The sequence below is a fragment of the Pseudomonas sp. NFACC43 genome (genome assembly GCF_900119645.1).
Lineage (GTDB): Bacteria > Pseudomonadota > Gammaproteobacteria > Pseudomonadales > Pseudomonadaceae > Aquipseudomonas.
The window spans coordinates 279,951-303,331 of record NZ_FPKK01000002.1 but is presented as its reverse complement, the minus strand read 5'-3'; the positions used below and the strand labels follow the sequence as shown (position 1 = coordinate 303,331).

At 61.3% G+C, this 23,381-nt stretch carries 23 protein-coding genes and 2 pseudogenes; 16 read left to right on the top strand and 9 right to left on the bottom strand.

What is annotated here, in order from left to right; genetic code table 11:
• Positions 1-10: 10 nt before the first annotated feature.
• Positions 11-1,504, bottom strand: a complete 1,494-nt coding sequence (locus tag BT179_RS05250) for an aldehyde dehydrogenase (protein ID WP_072390699.1) — start codon at positions 1,502-1,504, stop codon at positions 11-13.
• 234 nt (positions 1,505-1,738) lie between these two features.
• On the opposite strand from BT179_RS05250, the gene BT179_RS05245 reads away from it, so the two are divergent.
• Positions 1,739-2,101, top strand: coding sequence for a cupin domain-containing protein (locus BT179_RS05245; RefSeq protein WP_072430956.1), 363 nt, complete (start codon positions 1,739-1,741; stop codon positions 2,099-2,101).
• Between the two features lie 125 nt (positions 2,102-2,226).
• On the opposite strand, the gene rpmG is transcribed toward BT179_RS05245, so the two are convergent.
• Both rpmG and rpmB read right to left on the bottom strand, forming a co-directional pair.
• Complete coding sequence (gene rpmG, locus BT179_RS05240) at positions 2,227-2,382, bottom strand: 50S ribosomal protein L33 (RefSeq protein ID WP_003177274.1); 156 nt, start codon at positions 2,380-2,382, stop codon at positions 2,227-2,229.
• Between the two features lie 11 nt (positions 2,383-2,393).
• Positions 2,394-2,627 carry a 50S ribosomal protein L28 gene (rpmB, locus tag BT179_RS05235; protein ID WP_007921114.1) on the bottom strand — a complete coding sequence of 78 codons (234 nt, stop codon included), beginning with the start codon at positions 2,625-2,627 and terminating at the stop codon, positions 2,394-2,396.
• 438 nt (positions 2,628-3,065) lie between these two features.
• Between rpmB and BT179_RS05230 the strand changes: the two genes are divergently transcribed.
• Complete coding sequence (locus tag BT179_RS05230; RefSeq protein WP_072430957.1) at positions 3,066-4,655, top strand: ABC transporter substrate-binding protein; 1,590 nt, start codon at positions 3,066-3,068, stop codon at positions 4,653-4,655.
• A 71-nt stretch (positions 4,656-4,726) separates the two neighbouring features.
• On the opposite strand, the gene radC is transcribed toward BT179_RS05230, so the two are convergent.
• Positions 4,727-5,401: a RadC family protein gene (gene radC / locus BT179_RS05225; protein WP_072430958.1), complete on the bottom strand. Its 675-nt coding sequence runs from the start codon at positions 5,399-5,401 to the stop codon at positions 4,727-4,729.
• Positions 5,402-5,548: 147 nt separating this feature from the next.
• Between radC and coaBC the strand changes: the two genes are divergently transcribed.
• From coaBC to argB, 4 genes and pseudogenes are all read left to right on the top strand, one after another.
• Positions 5,549-6,757 carry a bifunctional phosphopantothenoylcysteine decarboxylase/phosphopantothenate--cysteine ligase CoaBC gene (gene coaBC / locus BT179_RS05220; RefSeq protein ID WP_072390707.1) on the top strand — a complete coding sequence of 403 codons (1,209 nt, stop codon included), beginning with the start codon at positions 5,549-5,551 and terminating at the stop codon, positions 6,755-6,757.
• A gap of 6 nt (positions 6,758-6,763) precedes the next feature.
• On the top strand, positions 6,764-7,219 hold the full coding sequence (dut, locus tag BT179_RS05215; protein WP_072390710.1) for a dUTP diphosphatase: 456 nt from the start codon (positions 6,764-6,766) through the stop codon (positions 7,217-7,219).
• Between the two features lie 249 nt (positions 7,220-7,468).
• A pseudogene (locus tag BT179_RS05210) lies at positions 7,469-8,872 on the top strand (phosphomannomutase/phosphoglucomutase); the annotation flags it as partial.
• 24 nt (positions 8,873-8,896) lie between these two features.
• Positions 8,897-9,802 (top strand): acetylglutamate kinase, encoded by a 906-nt coding sequence (gene argB, locus BT179_RS05205; RefSeq protein WP_053192101.1) that lies wholly within the window; start codon positions 8,897-8,899, stop codon positions 9,800-9,802.
• 167 nt (positions 9,803-9,969) lie between these two features.
• On the opposite strand, the gene pyrE is transcribed toward argB, so the two are convergent.
• A complete protein-coding gene (pyrE, locus tag BT179_RS05200) occupies positions 9,970-10,614 on the bottom strand; it encodes an orotate phosphoribosyltransferase (RefSeq protein ID WP_072390716.1) in 645 nt (214 codons plus the stop codon).
• Positions 10,615-10,697: 83 nt separating this feature from the next.
• Between pyrE and BT179_RS05195 the strand changes: the two genes are divergently transcribed.
• Positions 10,698-11,477 (top strand): exodeoxyribonuclease III, encoded by a 780-nt coding sequence (locus BT179_RS05195; RefSeq protein ID WP_072390719.1) that lies wholly within the window; start codon positions 10,698-10,700, stop codon positions 11,475-11,477.
• 116 nt (positions 11,478-11,593) lie between these two features.
• Here BT179_RS05195 and BT179_RS05190 read toward each other — a convergent pair whose 3' ends face one another.
• Together BT179_RS05190 and rph are read right to left on the bottom strand one after the other, a co-directional pair.
• Positions 11,594-11,962 (bottom strand): DUF4870 domain-containing protein, encoded by a 369-nt coding sequence (locus BT179_RS05190; RefSeq protein WP_072390721.1) that lies wholly within the window; start codon positions 11,960-11,962, stop codon positions 11,594-11,596.
• Between the two features lie 30 nt (positions 11,963-11,992).
• Positions 11,993-12,715 carry a ribonuclease PH gene (gene rph / locus BT179_RS05185; RefSeq protein WP_072430960.1) on the bottom strand — a complete coding sequence of 241 codons (723 nt, stop codon included), beginning with the start codon at positions 12,713-12,715 and terminating at the stop codon, positions 11,993-11,995.
• 262 nt (positions 12,716-12,977) lie between these two features.
• Here rph and BT179_RS05180 point away from each other — a divergent pair, with 262 nt between their 5' ends.
• From BT179_RS05180 to BT179_RS05150, 7 genes are all read left to right on the top strand, one after another.
• Positions 12,978-13,841, top strand: a complete 864-nt coding sequence (locus BT179_RS05180; RefSeq protein WP_072430961.1) for a YicC/YloC family endoribonuclease — start codon at positions 12,978-12,980, stop codon at positions 13,839-13,841.
• Between the two features lie 12 nt (positions 13,842-13,853).
• Positions 13,854-14,474: a guanylate kinase gene (gene gmk, locus BT179_RS05175; RefSeq protein ID WP_072390727.1), complete on the top strand. Its 621-nt coding sequence runs from the start codon at positions 13,854-13,856 to the stop codon at positions 14,472-14,474.
• 167 nt (positions 14,475-14,641) lie between these two features.
• Entirely contained in the window at positions 14,642-14,905 is a 264-nt protein-coding gene (rpoZ, locus tag BT179_RS05170; protein ID WP_003177259.1) for a DNA-directed RNA polymerase subunit omega, read from the top strand.
• Between the two features lie 57 nt (positions 14,906-14,962).
• Positions 14,963-17,068 (top strand): bifunctional GTP diphosphokinase/guanosine-3',5'-bis pyrophosphate 3'-pyrophosphohydrolase, encoded by a 2,106-nt coding sequence (spoT, locus tag BT179_RS05165; protein WP_072390731.1) that lies wholly within the window; start codon positions 14,963-14,965, stop codon positions 17,066-17,068.
• Positions 17,069-17,091: 23 nt separating this feature from the next.
• Positions 17,092-17,472 (top strand): RidA family protein, encoded by a 381-nt coding sequence (locus BT179_RS05160; RefSeq protein WP_024780260.1) that lies wholly within the window; start codon positions 17,092-17,094, stop codon positions 17,470-17,472.
• Positions 17,473-17,527: 55 nt separating this feature from the next.
• The gene (locus tag BT179_RS05155) at positions 17,528-18,268 is read left to right on the top strand and encodes a hypothetical protein (RefSeq protein WP_072390736.1); all 741 of its coding nucleotides are present in this window, start codon (positions 17,528-17,530) and stop codon (positions 18,266-18,268) included.
• Positions 18,269-18,737: 469 nt separating this feature from the next.
• The gene (locus tag BT179_RS05150) at positions 18,738-19,481 is read left to right on the top strand and encodes an SDR family NAD(P)-dependent oxidoreductase (RefSeq protein ID WP_072430962.1); all 744 of its coding nucleotides are present in this window, start codon (positions 18,738-18,740) and stop codon (positions 19,479-19,481) included.
• 320 nt (positions 19,482-19,801) lie between these two features.
• Here the strand turns inward: BT179_RS05150 and BT179_RS26935 are convergent.
• Positions 19,802-19,942 (bottom strand): annotated as a pseudogene (locus BT179_RS26935) (DUF6124 family protein); the annotation flags it as partial.
• Positions 19,943-20,131: 189 nt separating this feature from the next.
• On the opposite strand from BT179_RS26935, the gene BT179_RS05145 reads away from it, so the two are divergent.
• Entirely contained in the window at positions 20,132-20,497 is a 366-nt protein-coding gene (locus BT179_RS05145; protein ID WP_072390746.1) for a hypothetical protein, read from the top strand.
• Between the two features lie 146 nt (positions 20,498-20,643).
• Positions 20,644-22,392 carry a diguanylate cyclase gene (locus tag BT179_RS05140; protein ID WP_072430963.1) on the top strand — a complete coding sequence of 583 codons (1,749 nt, stop codon included), beginning with the start codon at positions 20,644-20,646 and terminating at the stop codon, positions 22,390-22,392.
• Positions 22,393-22,422: 30 nt separating this feature from the next.
• Here the strand turns inward: BT179_RS05140 and BT179_RS05135 are convergent, their stop codons facing one another.
• Positions 22,423-23,280, bottom strand: coding sequence for an NAD-dependent epimerase/dehydratase family protein (locus tag BT179_RS05135; RefSeq protein WP_072430964.1), 858 nt, complete (start codon positions 23,278-23,280; stop codon positions 22,423-22,425).
• Between the last annotated feature and the right edge of the window lie 101 nt (positions 23,281-23,381).

Genomic DNA, 23,381 nt, shown 5'->3' with positions numbered 1-23,381 from the left:
GTCTTCGTTGTCAGAGCTTGATCCAGGTCGCCTTCAGCTCGGTGTATTTATCGAACGCATGCAGCGACTTGTCGCGTCCGTTGCCCGACTGCTTGAAGCCACCGAACGGCGCGGTCATGTCGCCGCCGTCGTACTGGTTTACCCACACGCTGCCGGCCCGCAGGGCCTTGGCGGTGAGGTGGGCCTTGGAGATGTCCCGGGTCCATACCGCCGCCGCCAGGCCATAGGGCGTGTCGTTGGCGATCTGGATGGCTTGCTCGGCGGTGTCGAAGGCGATGACCGACAAGACCGGGCCGAAGATCTCCTCCTGGGCGATTTTCATGGCATTGCTCACACCGTCGAAAATCGTCGGTTCGACGTAGGTGCCACCGGTTTCTTCCAGGATCCGCTTGCCGCCAGCCACCAGCTTGGCACCATCGCCATGACCGGCCTCGATGTAGGACAGCACGGTGTTCATCTGCTGGGTGTCCACCAGCGCACCGACCGTCGTGGCCGGATCCAGTGGATTACCCGGCTTCCAGCCCTTGAGGGCTTCGATCACCAGGGGCAGGAAAGTGTCCTTGATGGAGCGCTCCACCAGCAGGCGCGAGCCGGCGGTGCAGACTTCGCCCTGGTTGAAGGCAATGGCGCTGGCGGCCGCTTCGGCGGCGGCCTGCAGGTCCGGGGCATCGGCGAACACGATATTCGGACTCTTGCCACCGGCCTCCAGCCAGATGCGCTTCATGTTGGATTCGCCGGAATAGATCATCAACTGCTTGGCGATCCTGGTGGAACCGGTGAACACCAGCGTATCGACGTCCATGTGCAGGGCCAGGGCCTTGCCTACGGTATGACCATAGCCGGGCAACACGTTCAGCACGCCTTTCGGAATGCCCGCCTCGACAGCCAGGGCGGCGATACGGATAGCGGTCAGCGGGGATTTTTCCGAGGGCTTGAGTACCACCGAGTTACCGGTGGACAGCGCCGGGCCCAGCTTCCAGCAGGCCATCAACAGCGGGAAGTTCCACGGCACGATAGCTCCCACGACACCCACTGGCTCGCGGGTTACCAGGCCCAGTTGGTCGTGCGGGGTCGAGGCCACTTCGTCATAGAGTTTGTCGATGGCTTCGCCGCTCCAGCTCAATGCCTGGGCCGCACCGGGAACGTCGATGTTGAGCGAGTCGCTGATAGGCTTGCCCATGTCCAGGGTTTCGAGCAGGGCCAGCTCTTCGGCGTGCTGCTTGAGCAGGCCGGCGAAACGAATCATGGTGGCTTTGCGCTTGCTCGGCGCCAGGCGCGACCAGGCGCCGGAATTGAAGACGGCGCGTGCGTTCTCTACGGCTCGCTGGGCATCGGCAACGTCGCAGCTGGCGATCTTGCCCAGCAAACGGCCATCGACCGGGCTGACGCACTCGAAGGTTTCACCGGACACTGCATCGGTGTATTCGCCATTGATGAAGGCGCGGCCTTCAATGCGCAGATCGCGGGCACGCTGTTCCCAGTCGGCACGAGTCAGGGTGGTCATGCGAGTGTCCTCCTCTTATTGGAAAATAAACGCCGTGCTGCGCGCAGCGCTCAAGAATTCTGCCCGGCCAGCCTATTCGCGGCGTACGTTTTTGGCACAGGGCACCCGCCACCCTAAACCAGCCGCCCCTCAAGTTTCAATATATTTGACACAAGGCCAGTAAACGGCCTTGCGATGTTCATTTTAATAAACATAGACTCGGAACCTTCCAGGCATTCACCAGGGATTACGCAAATGAACATCCAGGACATCGTCGACTTCAGTCAGGCCAGCACCGCCGCCGACCGTTATCGCCCGGATCCGGCCAAGGTCCTCAAGGGTGACCCCGAGCAGGCCGTGTTCAACCACTACAACAGCCCTTGCAGGCAGATGAATGCTGGCGTGTGGGAAGGCGCCGTCGGTCAGTGGACCGTCAACTACACCGAGCATGAATACTGTGAGATCGTCCAGGGCGTATCCGTACTACGAGACCAGGAAGGCAATGCCAAGACCTTGCGGGCCGGCGACCGCTTCGTGATCCCGGCAGGTTTCAAGGGTACCTGGGAAGTGCTGGAACCGTGCCGCAAGATCTACGTGGTGTTCGAACAGAAGGCTTGAGCATGGGAGTCTTGCGGGCCTGACCTCACGGCGGACAGGTATTGCGGTGCGCTCCTGATCCGACAAGCAACAAAAAAGGCCCGTATCTCGCGATACGGGCCTTTTTCGTAAGAAGGAAAAATCAATTACTTGATTTTGCCTTCCTTGTAGATCACGTGCTTGCGAACAACCGGATCATATTTCTTGATCTCGATTTTGTCCGGGGTAGTACGCTTGTTCTTGTCGGTAGTGTAGAAGTGACCAGTACCGGCGCTCGAGATCAAACGAATCAATTCACGCATGATTAGCTCCCTTAAACCTTGCCATCGCGGCGAAGTTCGGCCAGCACGACATCAATGCCGCGCTTGTCGATGATACGCATGCCCTTGGCAGATACGCGCAGACGTACAAAACGTTTCTCGGACTCAACCCAGAAGCGGTGATGCTGCAGGTTCGGCAGGAAACGACGACGGGTTTTGTTGTTTGCGTGGGAAATGTTATTCCCAGTCACCGGACCCTTACCGGTAACTTGACAGACTCTAGACATGCCTCAGCCCTCTAAAACCACATGCCCAACCCGGCATGGGTTGGCCGCTTAATCTCTCAGTCATTTGGCGCCAGGCGCCGCGTTTCTTTAAGGGTCTTACCGGCTACACCTACAGTGAAGGAACCGGGCCCCTAGAAAAGAGCGCTGCTTTATACCAGAAAGACCTCGGTGCAACAACAGCCCGTGTGATTTGTCTTCATGAGAATGCATAGGCCTGCAGCCCCGGATCACTGGGGCAAAGGCTGGCGAGACCCATGACCGCTCGTCGCTGGATTGAGGTTTTTTCAACCGCCAGTGGGTTTCGCCTCATCAATTGACCTGCAAAGCCTGCCGGAAAAAGCAAAAAGGGGATAGTCATTTGCCAACGAGCCCACTAGGGTAGGCCTTTTCCAGACTGCACTCGCAGATGGGCCTCCGACCTGCACAAGGAACCTGCTCATGCGCCTCGCTGCCCTATCACTGTTGCTCGTCCCCCTGCTGGCCAGCCCCCTGGCCCAGGCCGCTGCCCTGAGCGTCTGCACCGAAGCCAGCCCGGAAGGGTTCGACGTCGTCCAATACAACTCCCTGACGACCACCAACGCCTCGGCCGACGTCCTGATGAACCGACTGGTGGATTTCGACACCGCCAGCGGCAAGGTGGTCCCCAGCCTGGCCGAACAGTGGGATATCTCGCCCGACGGCCTGACCTATGTGTTCAAGCTGCGGCCCAAGGTCAAATTCCATCGCACCGAATATTTCACTCCGCACCGCGAGCTGACCGCCGAGGACGTGAAGTTCAGTTTCGAGCGCATGCTGGATCCGGCCAACCCCTGGCATAAAGTCGCCCAGAGCGGTTTCCCCCACGCCCAATCCATGCAACTGCCGGCGCTGATCAAGAAGATCGACGCCCTCGACCCGCTGACCGTGCGCTTCACCCTTGACCACGCGGACTCGACCTTCCTGGCCACCTTGAGCATGGGGTTCGCCTCGATCTATTCGGCTGAATATGCCGACCAGTTGATGAAGGCCGGCACGCCGGAAAAACTCAACGGCCAGCCCATCGGCACCGGCCCGTTCATTTTCAACCGGTTCCAGAAGGATGCTTCGATCCGCTACAAGGCCAACAGCGACTATTTCGGCGGCAAGCCCCAGGTAGACCCGCTGGTCTTCGCCATCACGCCAGATGCGAACGTGCGCCTGCAGAAACTGCGACGCAACGAATGCCAGATCGCCCTCTCGCCCAAGCCGCTCGACGTACAGGCCGCCCGACAGGAGCCGACGTTGAAAGTGGAACAGACCGACGCCTTCATGACCGCTTTCGTAGCGATCAACAGCCAGCACCCACCGCTGGACAAACCCGAGGTCCGGCAGGCCATCAATCTCGCCTTCGACAAGGGCAGCTACCTCAAGACCGTCTTCGAAGGCACCGCCCAGGCGGCCAACGGCCCTTACCCGCCAAACACCTGGAGCTACGCCAAGAACCTGCCCGGCTACGCCCATGACCCGGCCAAGGCCCGCGACCTGCTGGCCAAGGCGGGCCTGAAGGACGGTTTCAAGACGACGATCTGGACCCGACCTTCCGGCAGCCTGCTGAACCCCAACCCCAGCCTCGGCGCACAACTGCTGCAATCGGACCTGGCGGAAATCGGCATCCAGGCCGAGATCCGCGTGATCGAATGGGGCGAGTTGATCCGCCGCGCCAAGGCCGGCGAGCACGACCTGCTGTTCATGGGCTGGGCCGGCGACAATGGCGACCCGGACAACTTCCTCACGCCGCAGTTTTCCTGCGCGGCGGTCAAGTCCGGCACCAACTTCGCTCGCTATTGCAATGCCGACCTGGACAAGCTGATCGCAGCCGGCAAGACCACCAGCGAACAGGGCGTGCGCACCAAGCTCTATGAGCAGGCCCAGGCACAGATCCAGCAACAGGCCCTATGGCTGCCCCTGGCGCACCCCACCGCCTTCGCGCTGGCTCGCAAGGAAGTCCAGGGTTACGCGGTCAGCCCGTTTGGTCGACAGGATTACTCGAAGGTCAATCTCAAGCCGTAAGCCGCAAGCCGCAAGCTCAGATCACACCCTGCCCTGGACTTGCGGCTTGAAGCTGACAGCTTGCCACCGCCTCACATCCACCCAGACTCCGCCATGGACAGCGGCTCCCCGTCGCCCACGATGAAATGATCGAGCACCCGCACATCGATCAGTTCCAGCGCCTCCTGGAGGCGCTCGGTGAGGACCCGGTCGGCCTGGCTCGGCTCGGTGTTGCCCGAAGGATGGTTGTGACACAGGATCAGCGCGGCGGCATTGTGGGCCAGGGCGCGCTTGACCACTTGCCGCGGATAGACGCTGGCGCTGTCGATTGAACCGCGAAACAGCGCTTCGTAGGCCAGCACCCGGTGTCGCGAATCCAGGAACAGGCAACCGAACACTTCATGGGGTTCATGGCGCAGCATGGCCTTGAGGTAATCACGCACGGCCAACGGGCTCTCCAGCACCGACGCGCGGCGCAGATCCTGGGCCAGGTGCCGGCGTCCCATCTCCAGGATCGCCTGCAATTGCGCGAATTTCGCCGGCCCCAGGCCCAACTGCGCGCTGAACGTTCGCAGGTCGGCCTCCAGCAGCACGCGCACGCAACCGAATTGCCGCAGCAGGTGTCGAGCGAGGTCCACCGCGCTTTTGCCCGAAACACCGGTTCGCAGGAAAATCGCCAGCAACTCGGCGTCGGAAAGACTCGCCGGGCCCAACTCCAACAACTTTTCCCGGGGCCGCTCGGCCGCCGGCCAATCACGAATACTCATAGGACCTCCCTGGTCAGTGGTGCGCCGCTGTTCCATAGCGGACGCTGTGATATCGTAGCCCATCTTTTTTGCAGGCGATTTGCACCCTGGCAAGCGGTTGCCAAGAGGTTCGCCTTGCACTGACCACTGAAATCGAAAGGCAGGCCTATGCAGCGGCTGTATCGGAAACGCATCGTTCTGGGCGTCGGCGGCGGCATTGCCGCCTACAAGAGCGCCGAGCTGGTTCGCCGACTCATCGACCAGGGCGCGGAAGTACGGGTCGTCATGACCCGCGGCGGCAGTGAGTTCATCACTCCGCTGACCATGCAGGCCCTGTCCGGGCACCCGGTCCACCTGGATCTGCTCGACCCGGCGGCCGAAGCCGCCATGGGGCATATCGAGCTGGCCAAGTGGGCCGACCTGGTGCTGATCGCACCGGCCACCGCCGACCTGATCGCCCGCCTGGCCCAAGGCATCGCCGACGACCTGTTGACCACCCTGGTGCTCGCCACCGACGCGGTGGTCGCGGTCGCGCCGGCGATGAACCAGGCCATGTGGCGCGACCCGGCCACCCAGGCCAACCTGCAACTGCTCGAAAGCCGCGACCTGAAAGTCTTCGGCCCGGCCTCCGGCAGCCAGGCCTGTGGGGATGTCGGCATGGGTCGCATGCTCGAAGCAACCGACCTGGCCCAATGCGCCGCCGATTGCTTCAAGCGCCAGGCGCTGACCGGCAAACACGTGCTGATCACCGCCGGCCCCACCCAGGAAAACATCGACCCGGTGCGCTACATCACCAACCACAGCTCCGGGAAAATGGGCTTCGCCCTGGCCGAAGCCGCCGTGGAAGCCGGCGCCCGGGTCACCCTGATCACCGGCCCGGTGCACCTGCCGACGCCGGACCGGGTGACCCGCATCGACGTGGTCAGCGCCCGGGACATGCTGGCGGCCTGCGAAGCGGCCATCCCTTGCGACCTGTTCATCGCCTCGGCGGCGGTTGCGGACTACCGTCCCGAGGTCGTCGCCCCACAAAAATTGAAGAAAGACCCTACAAGCGGCGACGGCCTGTTATTACAAATGGTCCGCAACCCGGATATTCTTGCCACCATCGCCACCCGTCCCGACCGCCCTTTCAGCGTCGGCTTCGCCGCCGAAACCGAAAACCTGCTCGATTACGCCGCGCGCAAGCTCAAGGACAAGAATCTGGACTTGATCGTCGCCAACGACGTCGCCAACCCGAGCATCGGCTTCAACAGCGAAGAAAACGCCTGCAGCGTGATCGACCGCCAGTTGCACGCCACCCTTTTCGCCCAGACCAGCAAGGGCAAGATCGCCCGCCAACTGATCACTTTTATCGCCGAACGGCTGAACCAGGTTTAATTTTCCATGCACGCTCTACAAGCCAAGATCCTCGACCCCCGCATCGGCAGCGAATTCCCGCTGCCGCAGTACGCCACACCGGGCTCCGCCGGTCTCGACTTGCGGGCCATGCTCAAGCAGGACACCATCCTGGAACCAGGCCAGACCCTGCTGATTCCCACCGGTCTGTCGGTGTACATCGGCGATCCGGGCCTGGCCGCTCTGATCCTGCCGCGTTCGGGCCTGGGTCATAAGCACGGTATCGTGCTGGGCAACCTGGTGGGCCTGATCGATTCCGACTACCAGGGTGAGCTGATGGTTTCGTGCTGGAACCGTGGCCATACGACATTCAACATCGCGGTGGGCGAACGCATCGCCCAACTCGTGCTCGTACCGGTGGTCCAGGCCCACTTCGAACTGGTCGAGGAATTCGACGAGAGTCAGCGCGGCGCAGGCGGTTTCGGGCACTCGGGCAGCCACTGACCGGTGAGATCGGCCGGGCGTCCTGCCCGGCCGGTTTATTAAGCTTCTGTTTCAGGGCAAAAAATGCGCAATGGCTTTCTGCTAGGTTTCCCATCCGGAATCAATGTATTAGGCGTGCGAGGCCGGGGTAACGCTGTCTCATGGCACTTTCCCACCACGAACTCTCTGTCAAAAACGCCGTCATACCCTTCAGCTTGAGCCTGCCGACGCTGTCCGTCGGCCTGTCCAGTCACCTTCTGATAGAGCGCCCCGTCCATGAACACCCCAGCCGCAATCGCCCCGATCTTCCCTGACAGCATCTTCCGCGCCTACGACATCCGTGGCGTGGTGCCGGAGACGCTGACCGCCGAAACCGCCTACTGGATCGGTCGTGCCATCGGTTCCCAGAGCCTGGCCCAAGGCGAACCCAACGTATGCGTCGGTCGCGATGGCCGCCTGTCCGGCCCCGAACTGGTCGAACAACTGATCAAGGGCATTGCCGACAGCGGCTGCCACGTCAGCGACGTGGGCCTGGTCCCGACCCCTGCGCTGTACTACGCCGCCAATGTGCTGGCAGGTAAATCCGGCGTGATGCTCACCGGCAGCCACAACCCGTCCAACTACAACGGCTTCAAGATCGTGATCGCTGGCGACACCCTTGCCAACGAGCAGATCCAGGCCCTGCATACCCGCCTCAAGACCAACGACCTGAGCAGCGGCAAGGGCAGCGTGACCAAGGTCGATATCCTCGAGCGCTACAACGACGAAATCGTCAAGGACGTGAAACTCGCCCGTCGCCTGAAAGTGGTGGTCGATTGCGGCAACGGCGCGGCCGGCGTGATCGCCCCGCAACTGATCGAAGCCCTGAACTGCGAGGTCATCCCGCTGTTCTGCGACGTGGATGGCAACTTCCCCAACCACCATCCGGACCCGGGCAAGCTGGAAAACCTCGAAGACCTGATCGCCAAGGTCAAGGAAACCAATGCCGACCTGGGCCTGGCCTTCGACGGTGACGGCGACCGCGTAGGCGTAGTGACCAATACCGGCAGCGTGGTGTTCCCCGACCGTCTGTTGATGCTGTTCGCCAAGGATGTGGTGGCTCGCAACCCCGACGCGGAAATCATCTTCGACGTCAAATGCACCCGTCGCCTGGTGCCGCTGATCAAGGAATATGGTGGTCGCCCCCTGATGTGGAAGACCGGTCATTCGTTGATCAAGAAGAAAATGAAGCAGAGCGGCGCCCTGCTGGCTGGCGAGATGAGCGGCCACATCTTCTTCAAGGAGCGCTGGTTCGGTTTTGACGACGGTATCTACAGTGCCGCGCGCCTGCTGGAGATCCTCAGCAAGGAGCCTGCGAGCGCCGAAGCGCTGTTCGCGACCTTCCCGAACGATATTTCTACGCCGGAAATCAATATCCATGTGACCGAAGAGAGCAAATTCAGCATCATTGATGCACTGCACGACGCTCAATGGGGCGAAGGGGCCGAGCTGACCACCATCGACGGTGTACGGGTCGACTATCCCCATGGCTGGGGCCTGGTTCGCGCATCCAACACCACACCGGTGCTGGTATTGCGTTTCGAGGCCGATAACGAAGCCGAACTGCAGCGCATCAAGGATGTGTTCCACACCCAACTCAAACGTGTTGCACCCGATCTCAAACTACCGTTCTGACTTTTTGAAGCTCCGGAGCCCTGAATGACCCTCGAACGCGAAGCCGCCACCAATACCGCCAAGGTTCTGTCCGAAGCGTTGCCGTATATCCGACGCTACGTCGGCAAGACCCTGGTGATCAAATATGGCGGCAACGCGATGGAGAGCGAGGAGCTGAAGACCGGCTTCGCCCGCGACATCGTGCTGATGAAGGCCGTGGGCATCAACCCGGTGGTAGTACATGGTGGTGGCCCGCAGATCGGTGACCTGCTCAAGCGCCTGTCGATCGAAAGCCACTTCATCGATGGCATGCGCGTCACCGACGCGCAGACCATGGATGTGGTGGAAATGGTCCTCGGCGGCCAAGTCAACAAGGACATCGTCAACCTGATCAACCGCCATGGCGGCAGCGCCATCGGCCTGACCGGCAAGGACGCCGAGCTGATCCGGGCGAAGAAACTCACCGTTACCCGCCAGACACCGGAAATGACCCAGCCGGAAATCATCGACATCGGTCACGTGGGCGAAGTGGTCGGCATCAACACCGACCTGCTGAACCTGCTGGTCAAGGGCGACTTCATCCCGGTGATCGCGCCGATCGGCGTGGGCGCCAATGGAGAGTCGTACAACATCAACGCCGACCTGGTGGCCGGCAAGGTCGCCGAAGCCCTGAAGGCCGAAAAACTGATGTTGCTGACCAACATCGCCGGTTTGATGGATAAGTCGGGCAAGGTCCTGACCGGGCTGTCGACCCAACAGGTCGACGACCTGATAGCCGACGGCACTATCTACGGCGGCATGCTGCCGAAGATCCGCTGCGCGCTGGAAGCGGTACAGGGCGGCGTGGGCAGCTCGTTGATCATCGACGGCCGGGTACCGAACGCCATCCTGCTGGAAATCTTCACCGATACCGGCGTGGGTACGTTGATCAGCAATCGCAAGCGTCCTTAAGCGATATCGGTAAAAAAAGACCCCGCTCAACGGGTTGAGCGGGGTCTTTTTTTGACTATTGCGGGAGCGAGCTTGCTCGCGATAGCAGTGGGTCAGTCAATATCAATGCTGAATGATAAGCCGCTATGGCGAGCAAGCACGCTCCCACAAGGCTTGGCACAGGCCTTTTAAACACCGAACTGCGCCCGGTAGGCCTCCACCGCCGGCAGATGCTGCTTGAGCTGCGGATCGTCGGCCAGGAACTCCAGGACCTGATTCAGCGACACGATGCTGATCACTGGGATGCCGAAATCACGCTCCACTTCCTGGATCGCCGACAGTTCGCCGTTACCGCGCTCCTGGCGGTTCAGGGCGATCAGCACACCGGCGGCCTTGGCGCCTTCCTGTGAAGCGATGATCTGCATCACCTCGCGGATGGCGGTGCCGGCGGTGATCACGTCGTCGATGATCAGTACGTCACCGGTCAGCGGCGCGCCCACCAGGCTGCCCCCTTCGCCATGGGCCTTGGCTTCCTTGCGGTTGAAGCACCAGGGCAGGTCGCGGCCGTGGTGTTCGGCCAGGGCGACGGCGGTGCTGGCGGCCAGCGGGATACCTTTATAGGCGGGGCCGAACAGGACGTCGAACGAAATACCACTCTCGACAATGGCCGCCGCGTAGAAACGCCCCAGCTGCGCCAGGGCCGAACCGCTGTTGAACAGGCCGGCATTGAAGAAATACGGGCTCGTACGCCCGGACTTGAGGGTGAACTCACCGAAGCGCAGAACGCCGCGATCGATGGCAAAACGAATGAAATCGCGTTGATACGCCTGCATGAAAAAAAGCCTCAGATACCGCGGATTTAGCTAAATAGGTAGACGGCGTGTATCATACACGCACGTGATTTTTGGGGCCATTTATGCGGATCATCAGTGTGAACGTCAATGGTATTCAGGCTGCAGTGGAGCGAGGTTTGCTCAGTTGGCTGCAAGCACAGAATGCCGACGTCATCTGCCTGCAGGACACCCGCGCCTCCGCCTTTGAACTGGACGATGCAGCCTTCCAACTGGATGGTTACTTCCTTTATGCCTGCGATGCCGAAGTCCCCGCCCAAGGTGGCGTGGCCTTGTACTCGCGGCTGCAACCGAAGGCTGTCATCAACGGTCTCGGTTTCGAGACGGCGGACCGCTACGGGCGCTACCTGCAAGCCGATTTCGACAAGGTCAGCATCGCGACCTTACTGCTCCCGTCGGGGCAGAACGGCGATGAAGATTTGAATCAGAAATTCAAGTTGATGGACGACTTCGCCCGTTATCTGGATAAACAGCGGCGCAAACGTCGCGAGTACATCTATTGTGGCTCGCTGTACGTGGCGCAACAGAAGCTGGATATCAAGAACTGGCGCGACAGCCAGCAATCGCCTGGCTTCCTGGCGCCGGAACGGGCCTGGATGGACGAGATCATCGGCAACATGGGTTATGTCGATGCCCTGCGTGAAGTCAGCCGCGAAGGCGACCTGTACAGCTGGTGGCCAGACAACGAACAGGCCGAGATGCTCAACCTCGGCTGGCGTTTCGACTATCAGCTGCTGACGCCAGGCTTGCGCCGTTTCGTACGCAGCGCACGCCTGCCCCGCCAGCCACGGTTCTCGCAGCACGCACCGTTGATCGTGGACTACGACTGGACGCTGACGATCTGAGTGTCGTCCGGCCGCCACAAAAAAACCGACAGAACTGTCGGTTTTTTTGTGAGCGACCATTTTTTCGATAAGGGAAGCGAACCTGCTCGCCTCCCCTATCAATGACTAGCTGATCATTATTTGATCAGCCGCCAAGTGAACGGATACCGATACGGCTGCCCCTCGTTGGCCTTGACCCCGGCAATGATGGTCAACACCAGCGCACCAATGGCGATCAGTCCGAACAGGAAGAAACCGATCACCACGAGCATCAGCAGGAAACTGATCATCGAAGCGATCGCCACGGTGATCTGGAAGTTCAGTGCTTCCTTGCCCTGGGCATCGATGAACGGGTCAGACTCGCGCTTGACCTGCCAGAGCACCAGGGGCCCGATCAGCGTACCGAACGGAATCACGATGCCCAGCAGGGCGGACAGGTGGCAAAACATTGCCCACTGACGTGCCTCCTGGCTTGGCTTAGGCAGCAGGACTTGCTCATCACTCATGTCGCTCTCCTTGTCTGAAGCGTGTCACGATCAGTCGGCCAGTACGGCCTTTTGCAGTTCGAAGATCTCGTTCATGCCTTTCTTCGCCAGCTCCAGCATAGCGTTCAATTCTTCAGGCTGGAACGGCGCGCCTTCGGCGGTGCCCTGCACCTCGATGAAGCCACCGGTGCTGGTCATGACCACGTTCAGGTCGGTCTCGGCGGCGGAGTCTTCCAGGTAGTCCAGGTCCAGCACCGGCTCACCCTGATACATGCCCACGGACACCGCGCCGATCATCTGCTTGAGAGGATCGCCGCCCTTGAGACCGCCACGCTTCTTGATGACTTTCAAGGCATCGACCAGCGCGACCATGGCACCGGTGATGGACGCGGTGCGGGTCCCGCCGTCGGCCTGGATCACGTCGCAATCGACATACAGCGTCACATCGCCCAGCTTGGACATGTCCAGGGCGGCGCGCAGCGAACGGCCGATCAGGCGCTGGATTTCCAAGGTCCGGCCACCCTGCTTGCCACGGCTGGCTTCGCGCTGGTTCCGCTCGCCGGTGGCACGCGGCAGCATGCCGTATTCGGCGGTCAGCCAGCCTTGACCCTGGCCCTTGAGAAACCGTGGCACGCCGTTTTCGACGCTCACCGTGCAGATGACTTTGGTATCACCGAATTCGACCAGTACAGATCCCTCGGCGTGTTTGGTGTAGTTGCGGGTAATGCGGATCGAGCGAAGCTGATCGGCAGCGCGACCACTTGGACGTTTCATAGGGGACACCTGTACAGAGGACGGAAAACTGCCGGCATTATAGAGCCGTGAGCCTGCGGAGGGCAGTTCTAAAAAACCGGTGCGACGAGCGAAGCCTCTCCCGGGCCCGGCCGACGGGCTGCAGCGCTTTGTCACATGCTCGGTTTGGGGCATGCGCCCCACTGCGCTACAATCCTGCGCCTTTGCGGCCCTTCGGCTTTAATTCATAGATTCCAGGCCTCACGACCACCGTCGTGCCCAGCCTGCATTGCGAGGAACCCCCATGGTGCACAGCATGACCGCCTTCGCCCGCGTCGAAAAAGCCGGCGCACAAGGCACGCTGAGCTGGGAGCTGCGCTCGGTCAACAGCCGTTACCTGGAGCCCCACCTGCGCCTGCCTGAATCCTTCCGCGACCTCGAAGGCGGCGTACGCGAAGCGCTGCGCCAGGGCCTGTCCCGGGGCAAGCTTGAATGCACCCTGCGCTTCACCGAGGAAAACACCGGCAAGACCCTCCAGGTAGATCGCGAGCGCGCCGCGCAACTGGTGGCCGCCGCCGAAACCGTCGCCAGCCTGATCAAGAACCCCGCCGCCCTCAACCCTCTGGAAGTGCTGGCCTGGCCCGGCGTGCTGGTGGGTGACGCCAGCGATCCCCAGGCTCTCAACGCCGAGGCACTGGCTTTGTTCAACCAGGGATTGCAGGAGCTCAAGGCCGGGCGCGAGCGCGAAGGTGCGGAACTGGCCCGGCTGATCAACGAACGCTTGACCGCCATCGAGGAAGACGTGGCGACCCTGCGCGAACTGGTCCCGCAGATGCTGGCCACCCAGCGTCAGAAAGTGCTCGACCGTTTCACCGACATGAAGGCCGAGCTGGACCCCCAGCGCCTGGAACAGGAAATGGTCATGCTCGCACAGAAGAGCGACGTGGCCGAAGAACTGGATCGCCTGAGCACCCACATCATCGAAGTGCGCCGGGTGCTCAAGTCCGGCGGCGCGGCCGGCCGCCGCCTCGACTTCCTGATGCAGGAGCTCAACCGCGAAGCCAACACACTGGGCTCCAAGGCCTTCGACCCGCGCAGTACCCAGGCTGCGGTCAACCTCAAGGTGTTGATCGAGCAGATGCGCGAACAAGTGCAGAACATTGAGTAAGGCTAACCCGACATGACCCACAGCACCGGCACTCTCTACATCATCTCCGCGCCCTCGGGCGCCGGCAAGACCAGCCTGGTCAAGGCACTGATCGACGCCGAGCCGCAGATCCGCGTCTCCGTCTCCCACACCACCCGCGCCATGCGCCCGGGCGAAGTGAACGGCGTGAACTATCACTTCGTCGACCGCGAAGAGTTCGTGAGGATGGCCGAGCACGGCGACTTCCTGGAGCGTGCCGAAGTCTTCGGCAACCTCTACGGCACCTCGCAGAGCTTCTTGCAGCAGACCCTGGACGAAGGCCACGACCTGATCCTGGAAATCGACTGGCAAGGTGCCGAACAGGTGCGCAAGCTGATGCCCCAGGCCCGTTCGATCTTCATCCTGCCACCGAGCCAGGAAGCGTTGCGCCAGCGCCTGACCAATCGCGGCCAGGACAGCGACGACATCATCGAAGGCCGGATGCGCGAAGCGGTCAGCGAAATGAGCCACTACGTGGACTACGATTACCTGATCATCAACGACGATTTTGCCCACGCACTGGACGACCTCAAGGCGATTTTCCGCGCCAGCCAGCTGCAACAGAAACGCCAGCAACAACGTTTCGGCAAATTGCTGGCTGAATTATTGGGCTGAACAGCCCTTCCCAAAACCGTTGCGACGGCCTTACATTGGTACTCGCAGCGCGCCGAGGGGTTTGGTTAAAAAATCAGCGCTTCCCTAAACGCTGGTGTTTTTTTAAACTGTCGAGTCCGCTCGCCCAACCGGGCAGCGCGCATATTGCATTCGCTCCGAGGAATACCATGGCCCGCGTAACCGTTGAAGACTGCCTAGAACACGTGGAAAACCGCTTTGAGCTGGTCATGCTCTCTACCAAGCGGGCCCGTCAGCTGGCCACCGGTGGCAAAGAGCCGTTGGTCCAGTGGGAAAACGACAAGCCTACCGTGGTAGCGCTGCGTGAAATCGCCGAAGGCCTGATGAGCTACGAGTTCATCGCCAATGCCGAAATCGTTGAAGACGAGCCGCTGTTCGCAGCGTTCGAGGACGAGTCCAACGAGGCGGTCTAAGCCTATGCCTGGTCGACGTAGCACGGCGCGGGGTCACAGCAAACGGCAGGAGTCATCATGCCGAGCATAGACGCCCTCGCCGATCGCTTATCGGCCTACCTCGGCAAGGACCAGGTCAACCTGGTCCGCCGAGCCTATTTCTACGCCGAACAAGCCCACGACGGCCAACGCCGCCGCAGCGGCGAGGCGTACGTCACGCATCCCCTTGCCGTGGCGAACATCCTTGCCGACATGCACATGGACCATCAGAGCCTGATGGCGGCCATGCTCCATGACGTGATCGAAGACACCGGCATCGCCAAGGAAGCACTGCAAGCGCAGTTCGGCGAAACCGTGGCCGAACTGGTCGACGGAGTCAGCAAGCTGACCCAGATGAACTTCGAGACCAAGGCCGAGGCCCAGGCCGAGAACTTCCAGAAAATGGCCATGGCCATGGCCCGCGACATCCGCGTGATCCTGGTCAAGCTCGCCGACCGCCTGCACAACATGCGCACCCTGGAAGTGCTGTCCGGTGAAAAACGCCGGCGCATCGCCAAGGAAACCCTGGAAATCTACGCACCCATCGCCAACCGCCTGGGCATGCATGCGATCCGCATCGAATTCGAAGACCTCGGCTTCAAGGCCATGCACCCGATGCGTTCGGCGCGGATCAACCAGGCCGTCAAGCGCGCCCGGGGCAACCGCAAGGAAATCGTCAACAAGATCGAGGAGTCGTTGAGCCACTGCCTGGCCATCGACGGCATCGAAGGCGAAGTCAGCGGCCGGCAGAAACACCTCTACGGCATCTACAAGAAAATGCGCGGCAAGCGCCGGGCCTTCAACGAGATCATGGACGTGTACGCGTTCCGGATCATCGTCGACAAGGTCGACACCTGCTACCGCGTACTGGGTGCTGTGCATAATTTGTACAAACCGTTGCCGGGGCGCTTCAAGGACTACATCGCGATCCCCAAGGCCAACGGCTACCAGTCGCTGCACACCACGTTGTTCGGCATGCACGGCGTACCGATCGAGATCCAGATCCGTACCCGTGAAATGGAAGAAATGGCCAACAACGGCATCGCCGCCCATTGGCTCTACAAGTCCAGCGGCGACGAACAGCCCAAGAGCACCCATGCCCGGGCCCGACAGTGGGTCAAGGGCGTGCTCGAAATGCAGCAGCGGGCCGGCAACTCCCTTGAATTCATCGAGAGCGTGAAGATCGACCTGTTCCCGGACGAGGTCTACGTGTTCACGCCCAAGGGCCGGATCATGGAGCTGCCCAAGGGCTCCACGGCGGTGGACTTCGCCTATGCGGTGCATACCGACGTCGGCAACAGCTGCATCGCCTGCCGGATCAACCGTCGCCTGGCGCCGCTGTCCGAGCCGCTGCAAAGCGGCTCCACCGTGGAAATCGTCAGCGCCCCCGGCGCGCGGCCGAACCCGGCGTGGCTCAACTTCGTGGTCACCGGCAAGGCCCGCACCCACATCCGTCACGCCCTGAAACTGCAGCGCCGCTCCGAATCCATCAGTCTGGGCGAACGCCTGCTGAACAAAGTGCTGAACGGCTTTGACAGCTCCCTGGACAAGATCCCGGCCGAGCGCGTGCAGGTGATGCTCAACGAGTACCGCCTCGAACTCATCGAAGACCTGCTCGAAGACATCGGCCTGGGCAACCGCATGGCCTATGTGGTCGCCCGCCGCCTGCTCGGTGAAGGCGAACAGTTGCCAAGCCCTGAAGGCCCGCTGGCGATTCGCGGCACCGAAGGCCTGGTGCTCAGCTACGCCAAGTGCTGCACGCCGATCCCGGGCGACCCTATCGTCGGACACCTGTCCGCCGGCAAGGGCATGGTGGTGCACCTGGACAACTGCCGCAACATCAGCGAAATCCGCCACAACCCGGAAAAATGCATCCAGCTCTCCTGGGCCAAGGATGTCACCGGCGAATTCAACGTCGAGCTGCGAGTCGAGCTTGAACACCAGCGCGGCCTGATCGCCCTGCTGGCCAGCAGTGTCAACGCCGCCGACGGCAATATCGAGAAAATCAGCATGGACGAACGCGATGGCCGCATCAGCGTCGTCCAACTGGTGGTCAGCGTGCACGACCGCGTGCACCTGGCCCGCGTGATCAAGAAACTGCGCGCCCTGGCCGGGGTCATCCGCATCACCCGCATGCGCGCGTAGCCCACCCATAACAAGGAGTCCTCATGACCAAGACCGTTATCACCAGCGACAAGGCCCCGGCCGCCATCGGCACCTATTCCCAGGCGATCAAGGCAGGCAACACCGTGTACATGTCGGGCCAGATCCCACTGGACCCGAAAACCATGGAGCTGGTGGAAGGCTTCGAAGCCCAGACCGTGCAGGTATTCGAAAACCTGAAAGCCGTGGCCGAAGCGGCCGGCGGTTCGTTCAAGGACATCGTCAAGCTCAACATCTTCCTCACCGACCTGAGCCACTTCGCCAAGGTCAACGAGATCATGGGCAAGTACTTCGAACAGCCCTACCCTGCCCGCGCGGCCATCGGCGTAGCCGCCCTGCCCAAGGGCGCGCAGGTCGAGATGGATGCCATCCTGGTCATCGAGTAACAAGGCCGGCGCAGCGTCCCCCGCTGCGCCGTTTTCGTTTTGAAAGGATTTCACCATGCGCAAAGCGCTTGCTCTCCCGCTGCTCGCCCTTCTCCTGGCCGGCTGCGCCAGCGACCCCGCCGACCGTGATATCAGCGGCACCTGGATCAACCAGGCGGCCATCGACGCTGCCGCCAAGGGCGGGCCGCTGCGCGAAGCGCTGCAGGCCTATGGCCCGAACCTGGAATGGGACGTCAACACCCGGGCCGGCCAGGCGCGCTACACCAATGGTTTTGAAAACGTCGAAGGCAAGCTGCTGGGCGAAGAAGACGGCGCGTGGAAAGTCGATTTCTATGGCAGCTCCGCCAGCGAACTCAAGCGCGACGGCGATCAGCTGAACCAGGCCGCCACCGAGAACGAACCCGAACAAGTCTTCGACCGTGCCCAGGTTCAGGTCCCGGCAGGCGCTCCCCTGGGTGCCAGCTTCGAACGCACCCTGTACGCCGCCTACCTGGGCGGCACCTGGCACATCCAAAGCGGCCCCGGCCAGGGCGCCACCGTGCAATTCCAGCCCGACGGCCAGGTCAGCGGCCTACCGGGCGCCGACCGCTATGCCCTGTGCCTGGCAGGCGACTGCGCCTCCATGAGCGGCGGCAACGACAACATCTGGCTGCAACAGAATGGCCAGGGCAACACCTGGATCTTCGCCCGCAATGGCAAGACGCTGGAAATCTTCCAGACCGTGAACGCGGCACTGGCGGATGAAATGCCGTCGTTCTCGCCGGGCAACCGACAGTGGGTATTGGAACAGCAATAAGCTGGACCTGAGCCTTTCAATCCTCTGCTCGCGATAGCGCGGTGAAGCGCCGCAGCCATCGCGAGCAAGGTTGACTGATCGATGCCGGTGCGACTGCCGCTAGCGAACTCAGTAGACCAGTTACCCACCCAATGAATCTCTATCGCACATTCTCTCGCCGATACCCCCCCAGCGGCGCCCCTCCCCTGAATACGCCGGAAGGCGACCCGCACCCAGCCCAGATTTTCTAGGATCCAAGGTTTTTCACTTCAGTAGTGCCCAATTCAGGCGGTCGACGCGTGTGATGTATATAGGCAGTAGAGAGCGAGATGGGGTCATTAAGACCTCCTCCCTAGTCTTTAAGACAACTCTAGTAAGTTGTCATAAAGACACCTCATGCTCTCAACCTGCTGATTTTATTAGCATCATGCTGCTGGCACAGAAAATGTAAAAAGCAATGCGGTTATTTCAATGATCGCGGAGCAGCGTAATGGACAGTGAGTACGACAATCGCATTGCAGTGGTAACGGGGGCCAGTTCAGGCATCGGCCTGGCCGTGGTGCAGCAGCTGCTGACTCAGGGCGCGTTGGTGGTGGCAATGGCGCGAGGGCGAGGCGGACTTACCGAACTCAAGGATATCCATGGAGATCGCCTGCATCTGTTCAAGGGCGATGTCACCTCGATGGCTGACCTGGAAGGGCTGGCGCGCTACAGCAGCGGTCTCGGCCCGGTGGATTTCCTGGTGCCCAATGCGGGAGTGGCAATCTTGGAAAACAGTCTGGACAGCACTGGTTTTGCCCGCAATTGGGAGGTGAACGGAGCAGGAGCACTAAACACCTTATCGGTATTACGTTCGCAATTGGCAACGTCCGCTTCGGTGGTATTCATCGGAACCTTTCTCAGCGCGCTGGCATTTCCAGGCCTTGCCGGCTACATCGCTTCAAAAGCGGCATTGACCGCTCATGCACGCACGCTGGCGGTGGAACTGGCCAGTGCGGGCATCCGGGTCAACGTTGTATCGCCGGGGCCAACCGCGACGCCGATCTGGAGGACGTTAGGGCTGGACAATGCTCAATTGTCGGCGGTAGCGGAAGCGGTTAATGAACGCTTGATCGGAGGCGAGTTTCTCCAGCCTGAGGCAGTGGCCGATGTGATCCTGTTGCTGCTGTCCAACCGCTCACGCGGTATCTATGGACAGGACATTGTGGTGGACGGCGGCTACACACTGCGCTAGATGCAGCGACATATCGAATGACTTACAACGCGTGATGATGCTGGGCTGCGCACCCATGGACCGGCTGCGAACGAAGCATCTGCCCGAAGAGCGAGGCAGGTGCTTCTGATCAACCGGTATCCATTACGCTCCAGAATCCGCGACATTATCTTCACGGCTCTCGCCTCGCCAGATCAGGAAGATGTGAATCGCATCCACGATTACCGGTTCGATCCGGCTGATGTTCCGTAAAGGCAGCCTTGCGAAAAGCTGCTCTAGATGGCGCCCCCCCTGAAAAACCCGATACAACGCATCAGTTTTTTCATCGGTCCCACTTGCCGTTATCGCGGCTCGACGTTATCCAACGCCCGATTCGCCAGCAACGTACCCAGCTCGATCAATTGCTGAATTCCATGGGCAACATGGCGGCGGGAGCCATCCAGTTCGAAAGCCAAGTCGCTGACCATGGCATCCGCACAAGCCGGCGGATTCTGGCGTAGTCGTAGGCAGAGGCGCAAAGCGGCGTGGCCTGGTGGAAGCCTGGCAGTCAGGAGATGAAGCACGCGGCGGGAGCCTCTCATTGCCCTGGCCGCCAGGCTTTGATCTATGGTGTCGAATCGCTCTGCCACAAGGCAGCGGCGCAATCCACCACTTCGCTTGGAAGAGAAACCATGCTGTTCAAAACCGATGACGAGCTGATCGCCGAGCGCTACTTCCGCTCCTCCCAGGACATTGGCGCCCTGTTTGGCATTAGCGCTGGCTTCACCTGCCTGCAATTCCCCGATCCCCGCCCCTTCGCGATGATCGTCACTGCGCTGTTTTTTCTTTGGGGCTATCTGTCGGGCGACGGTTACCGGCGGGTCGCCAAGGCCTACCTCAAGCAATACCCAGGCCCCTTGGGCGGCATCCGGTTCGCCTTTACCAAACTTCCCCTCGTGGTGCTCTGCCTGGGATTTCTCACCTTGATCATGATGGGCGCCGTGACCGCCGAACGTATTTCAGCGTGGGGACGGTTCTTGCCGCCGTCGCCTTTCTGAGCAATGACGCCTGGTTGAAACCCCTTGAGAGCATTCCCACCCCGGGCTTTGGCCCACACGGACTAGGCTTGGGATGAACTCCAACGAAACCTCCTGTTCCGTATCTTCAAAGCGCAGGTCGTTTACCTCCATGTGCAGGGGCCTTGATGGGATACCGTAAACCCAGCTTGAAAATCGCAGCCGCCGCGGCGGTGATCATCATGAGCTTCAATGCCGCCGTTGCGCCGCTGTGCCTGTCCTGGGTGGGGCAGACCCAACGTGACCGTCAGTTGGTCGAGGACCAACTGACCTCCCTTCGTGGCTTGCTCGAGCTGGTGGTGGATGCTGAAACCGGGCAGCGCGGCTACATCATCACCGGCGATGACCGTTTTCTGCAGCCCTACTACGCCACCATGACCAATCTGCCCGAAGGACTGCGCACGCTCGAAGCGCTGTACGCCACCGATCCGGAGCAAGAACAACAGGCCGTCCAGGGCATACGGGCCCTTGTGGACGAGAAGATGGCGAACCTGGCCGAGACCATCAAGCTGCGCCGTGACAAGGGCTACGACGCGGCCATGCAAGTGGTGATGCAGGGCGTCGGCAAGGGGCTGACGGACCGCATCAGGGAAAGCATCGCCACTCAGGTCAAAGGCGAAATGGATGAAGTTGTGCAGCTCGATCAGCAACTGGTGCAAAAAGCCCTGTTGGCCGTTGCCTTTTCCCTGTCGGGCACTTTGCTCACGCTGGTGCTGCTGGCCTGGCTTTTCCTGAGGATGCGTGAAGCCATACGCCAGACCGAAAACTCGGCTTTGGAGGCGTCCCAGGAGTCGAGTCGTGTCGAGGCGGGCATGGTGTTGCTGCGAAAACGCAACAGGGAAATCTCGCTACTCGGAGAAATGTCCCAACTGCTGCAGACCGAAATGACCCTGGCCGAAGGCCTGAAAGTCACTGCGGAATATTGCAATCATCTGCTGGCGAGAACCGCAGGTTCCGTTTATCTGTACAGCCAGGCAGCCGATCTGTTCGAGCTGGCCGGTGAATGGGGGGATGGACAACCCGCCTCCCCGACCATCATCCCCCACGAATGCTGGGGCCTGCGGCGTGGCAATGCCCACCATGGTGTGCTCGGCCAGCCACTGATTTGCTGCGAGCATTACTCGCCGCTGGACCCAGCCTCCGAGCGCAACCAGTCCAACCTCTGCCTTCCGCTCATCGCCTACGGCGAAGTGATGGGGATGTTCTACATTCGCAAGCTTGCCGAGGCCGGTAGCCAGGAAGCTTTCAGCGAGACGCAAATGGAGATCGCCAAGTCGATTTCCGAGCAGGTCGCGCTGGCCCTGTCCAACGTCAAGCTGCGCAATGCGCTGCATGACAAGTCGATCCGCGACCCACTGACCGGGCTGTTCAACCGCCGTTATATGGAGGAAACCCTCAACCGGGAGATGGCCCGGGCACAACGCATGGAGTCGCCGTTGAGTGTAGTCATGCTGGACCTCGATCACTTCAAGCAGATCAACGACATGCATGGCCACGCTGTCGGCGATGCCGTGCTGCGTTCGGTGGCGAATCTGCTGAAACAGTCGCTACGGACTTCGGACGTGGCCTGTCGGTATGGCGGCGAGGAGCTCATGCTCATCCTTCCCAACTGCACCAGCGAGCACGCCGTGCAGAAGGCACAACAGCTGTGCGATTCGGTGCGTGCGTTGATCATCACCGAGGCCGGCAAGGCCCTCTCGGTCACGGCCTCGTTTGGCGTGGCCTCGACGGGCATCGGTCATTTCGATGCGGCGGAGCTGGTCGGGATGGCGGACAAGGCGCTTTACCAGGCCAAGGAGACGGGGCGCGACCGGGTTGTTTTGCAAGCCTGCCGCCCTGAGGCGGCTGCAAGCCCGGTGCACCCGCAGGTGCCCTGAGCACAGCCGCATCCACCGCAGGCTGACGGATCAGCAGCGCCCTTCCAGAATCGCCGCATACCCCTCACGAAAGCTCGGATAACGCGGCGACCAGCCCAGGGCCTTGGCCCGGGCGTTGCTGCAACGCTTGCTGCCGGCGCGACGGACGCTGGCGTTTTCGGCCCATTGGGTGACACCCAGGTAGTCCCGCAGCCAGCCCACCACGTCGGCCAGGGCGGCGGGAGCATCGTCGACGCCGATGTAGCAGTCGTCCAGGGTCTTGCCCTGGCGATCGGCTTCCAGCAGGAAGGCCAGCAGGCCTGCGGCGTCATCAGCGTGGATGCGGTTGGCGTACAGGGGCGGGTCTTCCACCACACTGTAGCCCTGGCGCACCTGGGTCAGCAGCCATTCGCGGCCAGGGCCGTAGATGCCGGTCAGGCGGACACGGCTGGCCGGGATGCCGCTTTCGAGCGCCACTTGCTCAGCCTCGAGCATCAGCCGGCCGGAGTAGCCGCCGGCCACGGTGGGCGAGGTTTCATCGACCCACTCCCCCGCCTGTTGCCCGTACACGCTGCTGCTGGAGACAAACAGCAGCCGTTTCGGTTGCTGCCCGTGCTGCCTCAACCAGACCAGCACATGCTTCAACCCTTCGACATAGGCGGCGCGATAGCCCACTTCGTCATGTTCGGTGGCTGCGGCGCTATACACCAGGTAGTCCAGCGGAGCGGTAGGCCAATCGGCGGGGCATTGCTGGCTGAACAGGTCACCCGCCACCCCGAGCACACCCGCCGGGAGGTTGGAAACCGTACGGCGCAAGCCATACACCTGCCAGTGTCGGGCCTGTAGCTGGCTGGCCAGACGGCCGCCGATATCACCGCAACCGGCGATCAGAACAGAAGGCGCGGACATCAGAAACTCCTCGTTTAAAGCCGCAGACTAGCCCTCGAAAGGGACGAGCGGCTAGCGATGTCGGAAAAAAAGATACTCTATTACTTCTGCTAACAAGAATT